This window comes from Ammoniphilus sp. YIM 78166 (genome assembly GCF_004522215.1).
GTDB lineage: Bacteria > Bacillota > Bacilli > Aneurinibacillales > RAOX-1 > YIM-78166.
Map to the genome: position 1 here is coordinate 1 of NZ_SDLR01000007.1, position 15,349 is coordinate 15,349.

Consider the following 15,349-nt stretch of genomic DNA (forward strand, 5'->3'; position numbering starts at 1 on the left):
TAGGCAAACGTACGAAAATGTGCGGGTAGCCTAAGCTTTATACCCATCCACAAATTTCTTTAAAAAATCAAGCAAATAGTACTTTAGCTCTCTTCTCTTTACTGTCATCACTGTTACCCTATGGCAAATACAGGCAATACGAACTATATTCAACATATTACTATATAAGTAAACTAGTGTTAGGCGTACATGTGCCCGCATGTTCATGGATATGCGGGCAGCGGTGGAGGAAAAGTCATGCTAAGTGAGAGAGTTGCTAAAAAGATTTTTGTTTGGGCGATAGGGTTATTTATATTAGTCTCCTTGTTACTCTCCTATTTAGCAGGAGACCTACAAATCATATCCAATCAGGCTTATTGGAATATCATGCTTGTCCTTATGGGAGGATTGACTATTTCCGGTATCCCTTGGTTACTGGTTATGGAGGGGAAGCAAAGAAGAGTCGCCCTTATAGGATTAGGGCTGAGTTCCGCTTTTTATCTAATAAAAATTTGGTTTGATTTCTAGCTTTGGACCGTCGTTTCTCTCTTTACCCCAAACCAAACAAACATGCAGCCGACTACCACAAAGATGGGCTCGAGCCAATTGGCTTCGGGTCCGTTGGTGATGCGGTGAAGCTGGAAGATCCAGTGGAATACCACGATGTCGAAGCTTAAGAAAAGCCCTGTTGCAGTGGTAAAGCCATTGAAAAAAGCGCGGGAAAAGAATCGGTAAAAGAGAAGCATGAGTATGAGCAACACGGATAAACCAAAGAAAACCGCTCCTAAGCGCTGCATTGGGGTTTCTGCTTTGAGTCCGGCGGCAACGGCTTCAATAATATGAAAGAAAAAGTCCGTTACGAAAAAAGCTGTAATGATGCCAAGGTATTTCATTTCTTTTTCACCTTCCTATACAAAAGGCTGTCCCATTCGTTGATAGAGAATGGTAACAGCCTTTATTTTAGTATTTTTGCAGAACTTTTCGATCCAAAACAAAATTCCCGAAGGGAACAAATGCTGCGGCGATTGCGCCGATGACGTTCATAATCGACCAACGAATGACATAGGTAACATGAGCAACAGCAAGGATGTAGAGGACAAAGAGAAAGCCGTGGACAGCGCCTACGATGCGGACGGCTTCGGGGATGTCAGCCAGATACTTCAGTGGCATGGCAATGCCGAGCAGTAGGAGAAAAGAAATGCCTTCGATAAGGCCAATCGTGCGGAGACGACCAATCGGGTTTGAGAACATCGAGCGGAGTACCTCCCTAGCGTAGATTTTTTATGTAGCAGACTATATCATTATATCTTCATTCGAATGTAAACACCATGATAATAGTGGTTTGTTCAAGAGATTGTCAAATTGCGCTCAAAGTAGTTGTCCCTAAAAAGAAGGGTGTCCCCTAAGGGTCTTAACGACCTTTGGGACACCCTCTTTCTATTTAATCCTGTAACTAGTTTCACCTGTACTGACTTGGTAATTTGGAAGGCTAGATTGAGCGTGCGCAACGTATAAGCCTTTCTCTGCTTTCTGCTTGTTCGTTTTGATATAGATCATGTAGCTTCCCTGACTATTGGTAGTTCCGGAGTAGTGGGTTACGCTGCCGGAAGGGGAGGTTACGGTTACCTTTACTTGCGCACCTGCAAGCGGTTGATTGTTTTTATCTTTTATCGTCGTTTGAATGGTAACCTGCTCACCTGCTAAGTACTCGGCTTTATTGGCTGCTAGCGTGGTGAAGCTTTCAGCTGGCAGGGCGGGCTCGGTCGGCTCAGCTGGCACTGTCGTACCCAAACCTTTATGAACGGCTTTCCAGAAAGCTTCATCTTCTAATCTCATACACCACATGGAGACCCCTGCTAGATTGTAGGTGTTTACGAGTTTTGTCTTTAACTCAATGCTTAGCTCGTTTTCATACCAGACGGTTCGAGAGGTACCATCGGTTGCTGTATAGCGGAAGTAGGGCGATTGCGCGGTAGCATCCCATTGCGAAACAGCTCCAGTTGAGGAAAGTAAGGCAGGGATGTTTTTCCAAGCAACAGCACGGTTGCCGGTATTCGTTGTGGTATTCCACTCATAGCCGTAGGCTGGGAGTCCAATCATAACTTTAGACGAAGGAATTTGCGAAACTGCATATTTCACTACATTTTCTACCCAATTTAACCCCGCTACAGGTCCTGGGCTTCCCCACGGTCCATGTTGGTCATAGGTCATGACTTGAATGAAGTCAGCAGCTTGTCCTAACGCCTGATAGTCAAAGGCTCCCACCCAGGCCACGTTTGGAGAATCCGAGGTTTTCGCTGAAACCGAAACAATGGTCTCAAAACCGTGAGCACGAAGTACCTGAGATAGTTCCGTAATAAACAACGTAAAATGAGCACGATCGCTAGGAAGCATATTTTCAAAGTCAATATTGACTCCTTTATAGCCATTCTCTCGAACTAATGCTAATAGATTTTGAACGGCCGATTGACGAACCGAAGCATTGCTTAAGATGGCGTTTGCGAGTTGGCTGTCGAATTGACCATTCGCCTCATTCGTTACTGCAGCATAAGGCTGAATACCCCCAGCATGGGCCAGTGCGATGGCGTCAGTTGGGGCGGTGCCGATGACTTTCCCCGCGGTATCCATGCGATAGGTTACGGTAGAAACTTGGTTGATATAAGAACCAAAACTAGCAATCGATTGATAGGAACTTTTATCTCCTTGGTAGTAGACAGTATAAAATCCTAAAATCTTTTTGGGCTCATTCGCTGAAGTGCTTTGCCAGAACGGTAGAACGGCGAACATCATGATGAGAAGGAGCAAGAAGGACTTTCTAAGCATGTTTTTCCCCTACTTTCTTGGTGCTAGTTTTATAGGAAAAACGACAAAAAGACTTCCCCTCTACTAATTCCGGCAAGTCAAAGCACATCGCGATTTATACCGGCAACTGGCTGGCTTGTTCTTTCGAAGGTAGCCCCTGTAGCTTTGCGTCCCCATCTTTCGAAGGGTTTGCCTTTGTCTTTTTTTCCTTTATACCCATATTTAAGCATGAAGGGAAAATGATTGTATACAGGTAATAAAAGACATAAATGCTGGCATTTGGATCAAACTAAGGCACAACGAGTCGAGAAGCGGGTGATGAATTTGTCTGTCTGGAATAGGTGGAAAAAGTATAACCAAAAGGTGAGCAAACGGGTGACGGATCAAGATGTCATTATTCCAGAGACAAAGGAAAGGGTGACGCTGGAGGCTATTCGTGCGGAGTTCAATCACATTGATGATGCCATGTTTCAAGACCTTAGCATCCAGGGACGCAAAGGTACGATGATCTATCTTAGCACCTTAGTAGATCCAAAGGTCCTGCAGCAGGTGTTGCTTGATCCGTTAAATCTCTCCCATGGAATGAAGGTTGGACTCCCCATTGATCAACTCCATCCTCGTGGACAATGGGCGGATCTCCAACTATTGCCCAAGCTCTTGCATGATATAGCCACTGGATATACCGTAATCTGGTTTCATGACGATGAAACAGCGTTTAAAATTCACACGTATAGCCCACCTCAACGTGGGGTTACGCCGACTGAAAATGAAACCACGTTTTAGGGCCGCAGGATGCTTTTACGGAAGATCTAGGGACTAATCTTTCCCTCATTAAGCGGAGATTGCAAACGACTAATCTAAAGAATCAAACCTTCCTTTTGGGGACGGAAACAAGAAGCTCCGTTTCCATTGTCTATATGTCTAACATCGCCAATCAAGAAAATCTGGACAGAGTGATGTATCGTGTTCGCAATGTAGAGTTCGAGGGATTTATCGGAATGGCGGTCTTAAAGCAAATGCTGGAGGACAAGCCTTACTCTCCTTTTCCACAATTTCTCATCACCAGTTGTCCGGATAATGTTGTTCATTACCTAATGGATGGAAGGATCATCGTTTTATTAGAGGGGAGCCCGGAAGCAGCGGTCGCACCGGCCAGCTTTTTTGAGATGTTTACAAGCCCGGAAGACTTTTACAACCGAGTCGAATATGACATCGTTAGGGACCCCTTATCTAAGCCCGATTCCTAGAAAGTGGACGGACCTCGGTAACTTTATCCTGCGGGCGCCGATTAATTACATGTTCTCTCGTATGGGATTATTCCACTTTGCCTCATTCCTCCCTTTATTCTAGTACACGTACCGCTAACAGAAGTTGTTCAGGACTTCCTTTATGGAAAGGTCTCAACGGTGATGGGGTATGCAATTATACTTTATCCCAACCTACTATTATTCCTAAGCTGGATACAAAACAAAAGGAGAAAGCTGACGTGAAGCTTCTAGTCCACATTTTACTTGTTATGTTGCTAGTACTCCTAAATAGCGGCTGCGGGACAGTTGTTCAAAGGCCGACACTCGAAGACTTTGGAATGATTGGCGTCATTGGGTTTGATTTAGCAGAAGAGGGGAGAATGAAGGTCACGACTGCCGTCCCACAACCTTCAGAGCAAGCACAGGAAAAAATACAGATTTATCAGGAGGAAGCAGAGCTTACCCGCGAAGCAATCGGAAGGATGTCTACTCAATCCGAGCATACGCTAACCCTTGCCCAGCTAAGGGTAGTGATTATGAGTGAAGCCTTTTCACGGGAACGCGGTATAAAGCATGTACTGGAGTATTTGTATCGATCTCCGATTGTTGGAGACAATGTTCTACTAGCGGTAGCAAAAGGATCTGCAGAGGAGGTTATTAAGGGAAGGTACCCTAATAAACCCATTGTGACGACATTTTTAAATGACCTGCTCCGCCCTCGGAATGTAACAGGATTTAGTTCCTTTACTACCTTGCATGATTTTATTTATACCTTGACGGATCAAGTATCAGATCCAACCTTACCTTATATCGAAAGGATTGATCATACGGTACAAATCTCGAAGCTGGCGCTTTTTCTTTGAGATAAGATGGTAGAGACGCTTTCTCAGGAAGAAGGCAAGGTCTTGCAGGCCTTGACGACTGGATCGCGACTGCCGGATATAAAAGTAACCATTCAAGAGGAAAAGGAAGACAAGCCTGTGAGTCTGGTCCTTTCTTTTATAAGAAGCAAGGTAAAGAGTAAATGCTCAGGAGGTTTGAAACAGCCTGAATTCGGGATTTCTCTGACCTTTACATCGGAGCTGCTTGAATATACGGGGAAAAGAGACCTCTCAGATCCCAAACAGATAGAGGAACTAGAAGAAAAGATTGATCAAGTACTTAGGGAGAGGGTAGAACAGCTGATTGAAAAAGTACAACGACTTCGAATAGATCCTATCCATATGGGAGAGTGCGTGAGAAAGAGTCATCGTGGAGAATGGACGAAAGAACGGTGGACGGAATCGCTGGCTCAGGCTGCTTTTCATGTGAGAGTCAGAAATATCATCCATAGCACAGGAACCCTGCATTAGGGGGTTGGCGAAAAAAGTGGAAATTTGTCGTAGGAAACAGGAGTAAAAATTCATAAATTAGTCACATTCGATAGGCAAAATATATTGAAGTTCACATATTTTGAATTTTAATTAAGCAAAAAATAATAATCCAACCCCATTTTTTGTATTTCCTTAAAAATACGTTTTTCACGCTTCAAATAATGCTTACAATGATGTATAATCATCAAGTGTGATAAGTACTTACTACTTTAATGGGGAGGAATCTTGCAGACACCAGGTGCATAATATTCTTGGTTAGCAAACAAATCTCTACCTAATTCTCCTCTTCTCGTTTAAGGGAGTACAAAACTGGATAGAAAGTAATAATGTCGTTTTATGTTTTTATCAGGAAGGTAACGGATTTGCACTTAGTGGCATGATCTGTTGGTCCATTCTTTTCTCTGGATGAGAATAGATTTTACTTACTTAACCATTAGGTAGAGTGATCAAACAAGAAAGTGGGGTTGAATTTTGATGAGTCGATGGAAATTAGGTTGGCGTTTATTGCCGTTGCTCGCGGTAATAATGCTAGTACTCACTGGGTGTGCACAAGACCCGTATCTGTCTGCTTTGGATCCTAAAGGACCCGTAGCTGCTGCACAGCTGTCCTTGATTATGCTCAGTTTGTACATCATGATTGGCGTATTCGCTGTAGTAATGATTATTTACGTGTATGTACTGGTGAAGTTCCGCAAGCGTAAGGGACAAACTGGAATCCCAGAGCAAGTTGAAGGAAACCACAAGCTTGAAATTATCTGGACTGTTATTCCTCTTATTCTACTTGCTGTCTTAGCTGTACCTACTGTATCGCTAACCTTTGATTTAGCGGAAAAGCACAACAGCGAAGAGGCGCTGCAGGTTAAAGTTGTTGCTCACCAATTCTGGTGGGAGTTTGAATATCCAGATTTAGAGATCTCCGCTGGACAGGACCTTTATATCCCAACAGGGCAAAAAGTTCAGTTCCAAGTCACATCTAAAGATGTAATGCACGCGTTCTGGGTTCCGGCTCTTGGCGGTAAGATTGATACAAACCCAGGCATGATCAACAACATGTGGTTGCATGCGGATAAGCCTGGTACTTATAAAGGGAAGTGCGCCGAACTTTGTGGGCCATCTCATGCCCTTATGGACTTTAAGGTGGTTGCCCTTGAACCTGCGGAGTTTGATAAGTGGGTTGGCAACATGAAGGCTTCTGCAACTAAGCCAGCTCCTGCTACGGCTAGCGCACAAGCGGGTCAAGACATCTTCAACCAAAGCTGTATTGGATGCCATGCTGTGGATGCAACCAAAGGATTAATGGTTCCTGATATTGCTCCAAACTTGGCTGGGTTTGCAGACCGTACTGTTCTTGCTGGTTTCGTCGAGCATAATGATGAAAACTTGGCTCAATGGATTAAAAATCCTCAATCCTTGAAGCCTGGAAACTTGATGCCAGGATTCGAAGGGAAATTGAATGATCAGCAAATTAGCGATCTTGTAGAATATATGAACACGTTGACTATTGAATAATCTCGAAATAAAGGAGGTATTACCTTGGCTGCACATGCTCATCCAAAGAGAACCGGCTTGTGGGATTGGTTAACTACCGTTGACCACAAGAAAATCGGTATTCTTTACCTCATAGCAGGTGGCTTCTTCTTCCTTGTTGGTGGATTGGAAGCACTCCTGATGCGTATTCAGTTAATGTATCCGAACCAAGAAATATTCGTTGGTGGTTCCTTTAACCAGCTTCTTACTATGCATGGAACAACCATGATCTTCTTGGCGGCGATGCCTGTTATTTTTGCTTTAATGAACGCGATTGTACCCCTTCAGATTGGAGCGCGCGACGTTGCGTTTCCATTCTTGAACTCTTTAGGTTTCTGGTTATTCTTCCTTGGTGGAGTCCTTTTGAATCTTAGCTGGTTCTTAGGCGGCGCACCTGATGCAGGTTGGACGGCGTATGTTCCATTGTCTTCCGATGAATTTAGTGGTATGGGAGTAGACTTCTATGTATTGGGTCTACAGATTGCCGGTATCGGAACATGGGTCGGGGGGATTAACTTCCTTGTAACGATCATTAATATGCGTGCACCAGGCTTAACCTTCATGCGTTTGCCTATGTTTACTTGGAGCGTATTCGTTACATCTGCTCTTATCTTGTTCGCATTCCCTGCGATTACGGTAAGTTTAGTGTTGTTGATGTTTGACCGTTTATTCGGTGGAGCTTTCTTCGATCCAGCGTTGGGCGGAAACATCGTAATCTGGCAGCATTTGTTCTGGGTATTTGGTCACCCTGAGGTTTATATCTTAATCTTGCCAGCATTCGGTGTGATCTCTGAAGTTATCTCTACTTTCTCTAAGAAGCGCATTTTCGGATACAGCGCAATGGTTTTCGCTACTGTATTGATCGGTTTCTTAGGATTCATGGTTTGGGTTCACCACATGTTCACCGTAGGTTTAGGTCCTGTGGCTAACTCCTTGTTCTCGATTGCTACGATGTTAATCGCCGTGCCAACGGGTATCAAGATCTTTAACTGGCTCTTTACCATGTGGGGAGGACATATCCGCTTCACAGCTGCGAACCTTTGGGCTGTAGGATTCATTCCAACCTTCGTAATCGGTGGGATGACAGGGGTTATGCTAACCCTTCCGCCATCTGACTATCAGTTCCACGATTCTTATTTCGTTGTTGCCCACTTCCACTACACGATCGTTGGTGGTATGGTGTTTGCTCTATTTGCAGGTCTTCATTACTGGTGGCCAAAAATGTTCGGTAAAATCTTGAATGAAACAATAGGAAAGATCGGTTTCTGGTTCTTCTTTATCGGGTTCCACTTAACGTTCTTCCCGCAGCATTTCTTAGGTTTGATGGGAATGCCGCGCCGCGTATTTACCTTTATGCCGAATCAAGGCTTAGAGTTAGGTAACCTAATCAGTACCATTGGTGCTTTTGGTATGACGATCGGAACGCTTGCGTTCTTAACGAATGTGATCGTTACTGCTTCTCGTGGAGAAAAAGCTTCGAACGATCCATGGGATGCTCGTACACTTGAGTGGACGATTTCTTCGCCAGCTCCTGAGTACAACTTTGCTCAAACTCCGCTTGTGCGTGGGTTGGATGCATTCTGGGTAGAGAAAATGGCAGGCAAGAAGAAGATGACGCCAGCCGAGCCGCTTGGTGAGATCCATATGCCATCTCCATCCATCTTACCGTTTATTATGTCCCTAGGACTATTTATCGCAGGTTTTGGTTTCATGTATCACGCTTACCTGATCGTGATAATTGGATTGTTAACTACAGTTGTTTGTATGTTCCTACGTTCCATTTACGACGATCCTGGTTATCATCTGCATCCGGATGAAGAGGAGGTAAAGGCGTAATGGCACAAAATTTTACAACCCTTCCCGACCATCCTGAAACAGCTACCCTTGAAGGTAAAAATAAAGTTCTTGCCTTCTGGCTGTTCTTAGGTGGAGAAGTTGTTCTATTCGGTTCTTTGTTTGCAACATTCATCGCTCTTCGTACCTCTTATGCAGGCGGTCCTACTGGAGCAGAATTGTTTGATCTTGGTTTAGTAGCTGTAGCTACGTTGCTGCTACTAACCAGTAGTTTAACAAGCGTATTCGGGGTGATGGCTCTTCACCGCCATGATGTCGCAGGCATGCAAAGGTGGTTTGGGATCACCGTTGCGCTTGGGGTAGCGTTCTTAGGACTTGAAATTTACGAGTTCTTGCACTACTACCATATGGGGCATACTATGTCTAGCAGTGCGTTTGGATCCGCGTTCTATACGCTCGTTGGATTCCACGGGGGTCACGTATTAGCAGGTGTAACTTGGATCGCATTGCTTCAAATTCAATTGGCTAAAAAAGGCTTAACCGTTGTAACAGCTCCAAAGTTTTACCTTGCTGCACTATACTGGCACTTTGTTGACTTAGTGTGGGTGTTCATCTTCACGGTTGTGTATCTAATGGGAAAGGTGGGTTAAGTTCATGGGACAACAAGTCAATACGAATGAAACTCAACCTAAGTTTAAAAAACACGAAAGTCCAAAGAGACATCTTGTTGCCTTCGTCGTTTCCATTATCCTTACAGCCCTTGCATTTTTGGCTGTCATCGTGGGCGGCACCAGCGGGTATGTGATTCCTTTCATCATTGTGCTTGGGATCATTCAAGCTGGATTCCAGCTATATATCTGGATGCATATGGACCAAAAGGGACATGAGCTTCCTGAGCTTGGAATTTACACGGGATTGTTTGTAGCGATCCTTACAATTATTACGTTCGTCTACTGGTTGGGCGGCTATTAATCTACAGGAGAGGGGCGAGCTTGATTGCCCCTCTCTTTTCCTATGGTGTAGGCAAGAAGACTAATGATACAATATCAGGGGTAATAAGATTGATCTCCAGGAATAGGAGGAATTGTGATGAATCATGGACATCACCAACATGGCATAGACCCTACGGTAAGCTTTTTTGATCTGTGGAATCCTTGGCAGCTGTTGCTGACGCTTGTGATAGCAGGCTTATATCTTTATTTTATTGGGAAGGGAAGACAACGCTTCGAGCGTGTAACCCCTGTAAAAACACACCACGTGTTTCTGTTTGGTCTCGGTTTGTTTACTTACTATATGGCCGCGGGAAGCCCGTTGAATCATTATGGACATCACTATCTGTTTAGTGCGCATATGCTTCAGCAGTCCTTGCTTTATTTCGTGGTTCCACCACTGCTCATTGTGGGGATGCCGAAATATATGCTAGAAGCTTTTTTCAAAGTGAAATGGGCTAAAAAGATGTTAGAGACGAATATGCTCATTTCTATCTTTGCGTTTAACCTCATGTTTTCTATGTACCACCTGCCTATCGTATTCAATACGGTCATGCAAAGTGAATTATTGATGTCTCTATCGCATTTAATCCTTTTCTTAGCCGCGTTCCAAATGTGGTGGCCGATCATCAGTCCGCTTCCGGAAGTTCAGCATCTGACTGAACTTCGCAGAATGGCCTACATTATCTGTGGAGCGGTACTGTTAACCCCTGCATGTGCTTTAATTATTTTTGCAGATAGCATCGTTTATGAAACGTATGTTGGCGTGCCGGAGGTTTTCTGGTGGCTGCCTTCAATGGATGATCAACAACTGGGTGGCGTACTGATGAAGTTAGTTCAGGAGGTAGCCTTTGGATCCTCTTTGGCCTTTATCTTTTTCCGCTGGTTTCGCAAGGATAACCCTAAGGACGCCGTTGATCTTTACCAGCCAGCTATGGAAGCGCCGCAAGGGGTTAAAGAGTAGCCTCACTATATAGAAAACGAAGGGATGGCAAAGGCCATGATTTTACCTTTTCTTAGCACTTCATTTATTGTGATTAGTGCCATTCTTGTTGCGATTGGCTGGTATTACATCGCGCAAAGAAAAATTGAAACTCATAAAAAGGTGATGACCTGGGCAGGGGCTTTTGCCTTACTGTTCTTCATTATCTATGCTTCTAGAACGTTATTTATCGGGAATACCGCGTTCGGTGGTCCGGAGGATATCAAGATCTACTATACCGTCTTTTTAGTCTTTCATATCATCCTCGCTACAACGGGAGCCGTATTTGGTTTGACCTCTTTATGGTCAGGGTTTAAGAATCGAATGAAGCTTCATAAGAAAATAGGTCCCATTACTTCTATTATCTGGTTCAGTACGGCTATTACAGGAGTAGCGGTTTATGTACTTCTTTATGTGTTATGGACGCCTGGAGAAGCAACAAGCTTGTTTAAAGCTATTTTAGGATGGTAAAGTAGAAGGGAAGGATGTAAATCCGGGCAGAGATGTCCGGATTTTCTTTCTAATCGGCTAGGGAGGAGAACATTCGATGAAGCCAAAAGTTTTTATTGCTAGACCGGTCCCTAAAGAGATCGAGGACTACATAGCAGAATATTGTGAGGTTGAAACCTGGTCGAGTACAGAGACCATTCCTCGGAGTGAGCTACTGAAGGCGGTTCAATCCGTCGAGGGGTTGCTAATTACGGGAGGAAGAATTGATGAAGAGCTTCTGGAGCATGCACCTCATCTTAAAATCGTAAGTAACATTTCCGTCGGCTATAACAATTTTGACCTTGAGGCGATGAAGAGGAGAGGCGTGATCGGCACTCATACTCCTTATGTGTTGGATGATAGCGTCGCAGACTTGGTTTTAGGCTTGATGCTTTCGTGTGCGCGAAGAATCCCAGAGCTTGATCAATACGTCAAACAAGGCCAATGGCAAAGAGGCGATGACGAGGTGCTATTTGGGCTGGATGTCCACCACGCTACGCTTGGGATCATTGGGATGGGGAGAATCGGAGAGGCCATTGCGAAACGAGCAAGATTTGGCTTTGATATGGATGTCATCTATACCAATCGCTCGCGAAAGTTCGAAGCAGAACAAGCGTTGGGCGTTCGTTATCAGCCCATGGAAGACTTGCTTAAGCAATCCGATTTTATCGTGCTCATGACGCCGCTTACCCCTGAAACGACTCGGTTGATCGGAAAAGAGCAATTCTCTTTAATGAAAGATTCTGCTATCTTTATTAATGTATCCAGAGGGCAGAATGTGGATGAACAAGCTTTAATCGAGGCGTTAGCTTCGGGTCAAATTCGAGCAGCAGGATTGGATGTATTCGAAAATGAACCGGTGGCTGCGGACTCTCCTTTATTAAAGATGCCCCAGGTGGTGACGTTACCCCATATCGGTTCCGCCACCGCGAAAACGCGAATGGATATGGCCAGAGTAGCGGCTGAGAACCTAGTCAAAGGGGTGAAGGGAGAAACTCCCCCTTATATTGTAAAAGAACTTTCGTAATCGTGAGGTGCTACCATGTTGAATTATCAAATTGAGCTTTCCGTGTTGCAGGTGGAGATTCTTCTTGATACCGTTGAATCCTTTGTAGATAATCACAAGCTGTTGCATATGCCAGACCAAACCGGCGAAATTGTAGGACTGCCCCTTACGGCTGCTGCCCTGCAATTCATCCATGCGGTTTTGAAGGAAAAAGAAGTAACGGATAAGGTACCGGTTGAAGTTAAGCTGGAGTCTCGTGAAGGGGAAAGCGGAGTGCAGGTATCTCTGCTTGGAACCGATATGACTTATCAAGTAGATTGGAATTCCTTTGATCCGGTATAGGCAGAAAAAAAGACAAGGTCCATGGGAAGATGGCCTTGTCTTTTTTAAATTTACACTTGAAGATACGTTTTTACGCGTTCTTCGTCCATCAGGTTCCCCACAAAGAAGGAACCAAAGTCGCCATAGCGCGCACTTACTTCGTCAAAACGCATTTCATAAACAAGCTTCTTATAGGTTAACGGATTATCGGAGAAAAGGGTAACGCCCCATTCCCAATCGTCTAAACCAACGGATCCGGAGATAATCTGAGTGACTTGTCCCGCATATTTTCTCCCGATCATACCATGGCTTCTCATCATGCTTTGACGTTCTTCCATCGGAAGCATGTACCAATTATCGTTGCCTTCTCTACGCTTGTTCATCGGATAGAAGCAGATATGCTTCGTTCTTGGCAGGGTTGGCTTCAGGCGTCCCTGGATGTAAGGATCCGTCTCTGGATCAATGTCTGTAGCTACATATGTACTTAACTCAACGACAGAAACGTAGGAATAGCTAGGGATCGTAATTTGAGCAAGAAGGGTCTTGTTAAAGGCCGTTTCTAACTCATCGAGCTCTTCTAACGTAGGTCTTAGATGCATGAAAGCAAGGTCGGCTTTTTGTCCAACCACAGAATAAAGGCTATAGCTGCCTTTTTTTTTCTGCTTCTACTTCATTCCAAGAAGACATGAGAGATAGCAACTCGTTCGTGGCTTGATCGCGTTCTTCTTGAGTAAGAGCTTTCCAGGCGTTCCAATCAATCGATCTAAAGTCATGAAGGACATACCATCCTTCTAAGGTTTGTACGGCTTGACTCATTGTTCAACAACTCCTTTTTAGGGACTTCTAAAGCAATTAAATTTCCCACCATAGTATACCATATTGGTCTAGCGTTGCTAAATTTTTTCCCTCTATGTAACACACATTTTCATGTTGCCTATGTCAAAAATGTGAATGCATGAACAGGAAAGGGAGAGAAAAAGATATGGATATACCAAGAGTAGGAGATTGAAGATGAAAAAGTATGTTCTTACATGCCTAATATTCATGCTGTTCGTTTGGAGCTCTAGTGGTTATGCCTACCCGGAGCGTTTTGATGTGATCATAGACGTAGGTCACGGAGGAATTGACGGAGGTACCGTATCCCCGAATAACATGTTAGAAAAAGACCTGAACCTCGAGATTGGAAAAAAGCTTTATCAAAAGTTAATGGATCAAGGCTATAACGTAGGTATCACACGTTTACGCGACTATGCCCTTAGCGATGATAGCCGTCTAGGAATACGCAGCCGTCATTTACGGGATTTAACGCAAAGAAAGCTCATCGCTGATGCCTTGAAGCCGAAATTGTTCATCAGCATCCACATGAACGCCGCAGCGAAAGAAAGCCGCAGAGGACCTTTGGTGATTTATCAGGCAAGTGAGAAAAGCTATGCCGTCGCTCAATTGCTTCAGCAGCATCTAAACGAAGTTTATAAGATGAAGAAGTGGCCATTAAAGGGTAAGTCTTACTTCTTAATGAAGCATCTCGAGATGCCCTCTGTCATCGTTGAGGTGGGCTATATGAGCAATCCGAGGGACTTGGCCATGCTGACCGATGAAGCCATGCAAACGCAGCTTGTAGACGCCATGGCACACTCTATTGGGGAGTATTTCTTAGTGTATCCGGTGGATTAAGTAAGCGAAAAAAGGTGGCCTGATGGCCACCTTTTTACGTTGCTATTTTCCTGATATAACGAGTCAGTAAATCAATCGCCACATCAATGGCTTCTTCATTTGGTTCAAGCTTCGCATGATGGAGTCCAAAAGGGGTGTCGACACCCAGCCAGAACATGAAACCGGGGATCCTCTCCAGAAAATATCCGAAGTCTTCTCCTGTCATGGCTTCTTTACATTCTATCAGTTGAACCTTGCCATCTGCTTGTACCCAATCCATAAAGTCTCGAACGCGCTCAGGATTATTGTATACCTGGCAGTAGTTCGACCCATAGTCAATCACGGCTTGGCAGGCAAATCCGGCTTCAATGCCCTGTACTAGGGCTTCAATCCGAGTTTTAATCTTCGTCATCGACTCCATCGAAAGGGTTCGAATGGTGCCTTCCAAGCGAGCTTTTTCAGCGATGATGTTTTGCTTCGTACCGCCCTCGATCTTGCCGATGGTCACAACACCAGAATCGAGGGGATCGATGTTGCGGGCTACGATGCTCTGCAATTGCGTAACCAAGTGGCTGGCGGCAACCACCATATCATTGGCCGTATGGGGAAAGGCAGCGTGGCCGCCTTTTCCAATTAAGTCAATGAAGAGCTCCGATGTGTTGGCAAACAGGATGCCTTCTCTCGTGGCAATGGTACCGACAGGGTGTTCAGGGGCGATATGCAGCGCCATAATCATCTCGGGCATCCAACGAGCTAAGGCTTCGCTTTCCTCGAGCATAGGCTTGGCTCCGCCGGGACCTTCTTCAGCAGGCTGAAAGATAAATAAAACATCATCTTTTACCGGGTGCTCTACCACGTGCGTTAAGACGCCTAGGGCAATGCTCATATGAAAGTCATGGCCGCAAGCATGCATATAGCCTTCATGGGTCGAACGAAAGTCGTAGCTGGTGTCTTCCGGGATAGGCAGTCCATCCATATCGGCTCGATAGCCGATAATACGGCTAGGGTTGGTCCCTTTGACCTTCACTAGAATTCCCGTTCGCCATGTTTCAATGTCCATTCGATCCTGAGGCAGCCCCTTGATGTAATCCATTAAAAACTGCTGCGTTTTAAATTCTTCAAATCCTTTTTCCGGGATCTGATGAAGAGTTCGGCGGATGCTTCGGTATACAGTAAGACCCATGTTG

Annotated in this window: 16 protein-coding genes, 2 pseudogenes and 1 riboswitch; of the genes and pseudogenes, 13 read left to right on the plus strand and 5 right to left on the minus strand. The window is 44.7% G+C overall.

Annotated elements, in window-relative coordinates; all coding sequences use genetic code 11:
* Positions 1-237 precede the first annotated feature (237 nt).
* Positions 238-507, plus strand: coding sequence for a hypothetical protein (locus EIZ58_RS25940; protein ID WP_134703886.1), 270 nt, complete (start codon positions 238-240; stop codon positions 505-507).
* Here EIZ58_RS25940 and EIZ58_RS25945 read toward each other — a convergent pair.
* From EIZ58_RS25945 to EIZ58_RS25955, 3 genes are all read right to left on the minus strand, one after another.
* Positions 504-872 (minus strand): DUF2243 domain-containing protein, encoded by a 369-nt coding sequence (locus EIZ58_RS25945; RefSeq protein ID WP_134703887.1) that lies wholly within the window; start codon positions 870-872, stop codon positions 504-506. The two genes, EIZ58_RS25940 and EIZ58_RS25945, sit on opposite strands and share 4 nt — an antisense overlap.
* Positions 873-939: 67 nt before the next feature.
* Positions 940-1,230 carry a DUF3817 domain-containing protein gene (locus tag EIZ58_RS25950; RefSeq protein ID WP_134703888.1) on the minus strand — a complete coding sequence of 97 codons (291 nt, stop codon included), beginning with the start codon at positions 1,228-1,230 and terminating at the stop codon, positions 940-942.
* Between the two features lie 186 nt (positions 1,231-1,416).
* Positions 1,417-2,802 (minus strand): glycosyl hydrolase family 18 protein, encoded by a 1,386-nt coding sequence (locus tag EIZ58_RS25955; RefSeq protein ID WP_134703889.1) that lies wholly within the window; start codon positions 2,800-2,802, stop codon positions 1,417-1,419.
* 98 nt (positions 2,803-2,900) lie between these two features.
* Positions 2,901-2,985: riboswitch (cyclic di-GMP riboswitch) on the minus strand.
* A gap of 261 nt (positions 2,986-3,246) precedes the next feature.
* Between EIZ58_RS25955 and EIZ58_RS34600 the strand changes: the two are divergent.
* The 11 genes and pseudogenes from EIZ58_RS34600 (at position 3,247) to EIZ58_RS26015 (ending at position 12,530) form a co-directional block, all read left to right on the plus strand.
* A pseudogene (locus tag EIZ58_RS34600) lies at positions 3,247-4,028 on the plus strand (spore germination protein).
* A gap of 239 nt (positions 4,029-4,267) precedes the next feature.
* Positions 4,268-4,891: a Ger(x)C family spore germination protein gene (locus tag EIZ58_RS25970; RefSeq protein WP_134703892.1), complete on the plus strand. Its 624-nt coding sequence runs from the start codon at positions 4,268-4,270 to the stop codon at positions 4,889-4,891.
* A gap of 6 nt (positions 4,892-4,897) precedes the next feature.
* On the plus strand, positions 4,898-5,380 hold the full coding sequence (locus EIZ58_RS25975) for a Ger(x)C family spore germination C-terminal domain-containing protein (RefSeq protein ID WP_134703893.1): 483 nt from the start codon (positions 4,898-4,900) through the stop codon (positions 5,378-5,380).
* A 495-nt stretch (positions 5,381-5,875) separates the two neighbouring features.
* Positions 5,876-6,910: a cytochrome c oxidase subunit II gene (coxB, locus tag EIZ58_RS25980; RefSeq protein WP_134703894.1), complete on the plus strand. Its 1,035-nt coding sequence runs from the start codon at positions 5,876-5,878 to the stop codon at positions 6,908-6,910.
* A gap of 24 nt (positions 6,911-6,934) precedes the next feature.
* Positions 6,935-8,764 carry a cytochrome c oxidase subunit I gene (ctaD, locus tag EIZ58_RS25985; RefSeq protein ID WP_134703895.1) on the plus strand — a complete coding sequence of 610 codons (1,830 nt, stop codon included), beginning with the start codon at positions 6,935-6,937 and terminating at the stop codon, positions 8,762-8,764.
* A complete protein-coding gene (locus EIZ58_RS25990; RefSeq protein WP_134703896.1) occupies positions 8,764-9,372 on the plus strand; it encodes a cytochrome c oxidase subunit 3 in 609 nt (202 codons plus the stop codon). Before ctaD ends, EIZ58_RS25990 begins: the two co-directional genes overlap by 1 nt.
* A 4-nt stretch (positions 9,373-9,376) precedes the next feature.
* The gene (locus EIZ58_RS25995; protein ID WP_134703897.1) at positions 9,377-9,694 is read left to right on the plus strand and encodes a cytochrome C oxidase subunit IV family protein; all 318 of its coding nucleotides are present in this window, start codon (positions 9,377-9,379) and stop codon (positions 9,692-9,694) included.
* 117 nt (positions 9,695-9,811) lie between these two features.
* On the plus strand, positions 9,812-10,675 hold the full coding sequence (locus EIZ58_RS26000) for a cytochrome c oxidase assembly protein (RefSeq protein WP_134703898.1): 864 nt from the start codon (positions 9,812-9,814) through the stop codon (positions 10,673-10,675).
* A gap of 24 nt (positions 10,676-10,699) precedes the next feature.
* Positions 10,700-11,164 carry a DUF420 domain-containing protein gene (locus EIZ58_RS26005; protein ID WP_134703899.1) on the plus strand — a complete coding sequence of 155 codons (465 nt, stop codon included), beginning with the start codon at positions 10,700-10,702 and terminating at the stop codon, positions 11,162-11,164.
* Positions 11,165-11,240: 76 nt separating this feature from the next.
* Positions 11,241-12,209: a 2-hydroxyacid dehydrogenase gene (locus EIZ58_RS26010; RefSeq protein ID WP_134703900.1), complete on the plus strand. Its 969-nt coding sequence runs from the start codon at positions 11,241-11,243 to the stop codon at positions 12,207-12,209.
* Between the two features lie 15 nt (positions 12,210-12,224).
* Positions 12,225-12,530, plus strand: a complete 306-nt coding sequence (locus EIZ58_RS26015; protein WP_134703901.1) for a hypothetical protein — start codon at positions 12,225-12,227, stop codon at positions 12,528-12,530.
* 50 nt (positions 12,531-12,580) lie between these two features.
* Here the strand turns inward: EIZ58_RS26015 and hemQ are convergent.
* Positions 12,581-13,325 (minus strand): annotated as a pseudogene (gene hemQ / locus EIZ58_RS26020) (hydrogen peroxide-dependent heme synthase).
* 195 nt (positions 13,326-13,520) lie between these two features.
* On the opposite strand from hemQ, the gene EIZ58_RS26025 reads away from it, so the two are divergent.
* A complete protein-coding gene (locus tag EIZ58_RS26025; protein ID WP_167577980.1) occupies positions 13,521-14,183 on the plus strand; it encodes an N-acetylmuramoyl-L-alanine amidase family protein in 663 nt (220 codons plus the stop codon).
* 34 nt (positions 14,184-14,217) lie between these two features.
* Here EIZ58_RS26025 and EIZ58_RS26030 read toward each other — a convergent pair whose 3' ends face one another.
* A complete protein-coding gene (locus tag EIZ58_RS26030) occupies positions 14,218-15,345 on the minus strand; it encodes an N-acetyldiaminopimelate deacetylase (protein ID WP_134703903.1) in 1,128 nt (375 codons plus the stop codon).
* Positions 15,346-15,349: the final 4 nt, after the last annotated feature.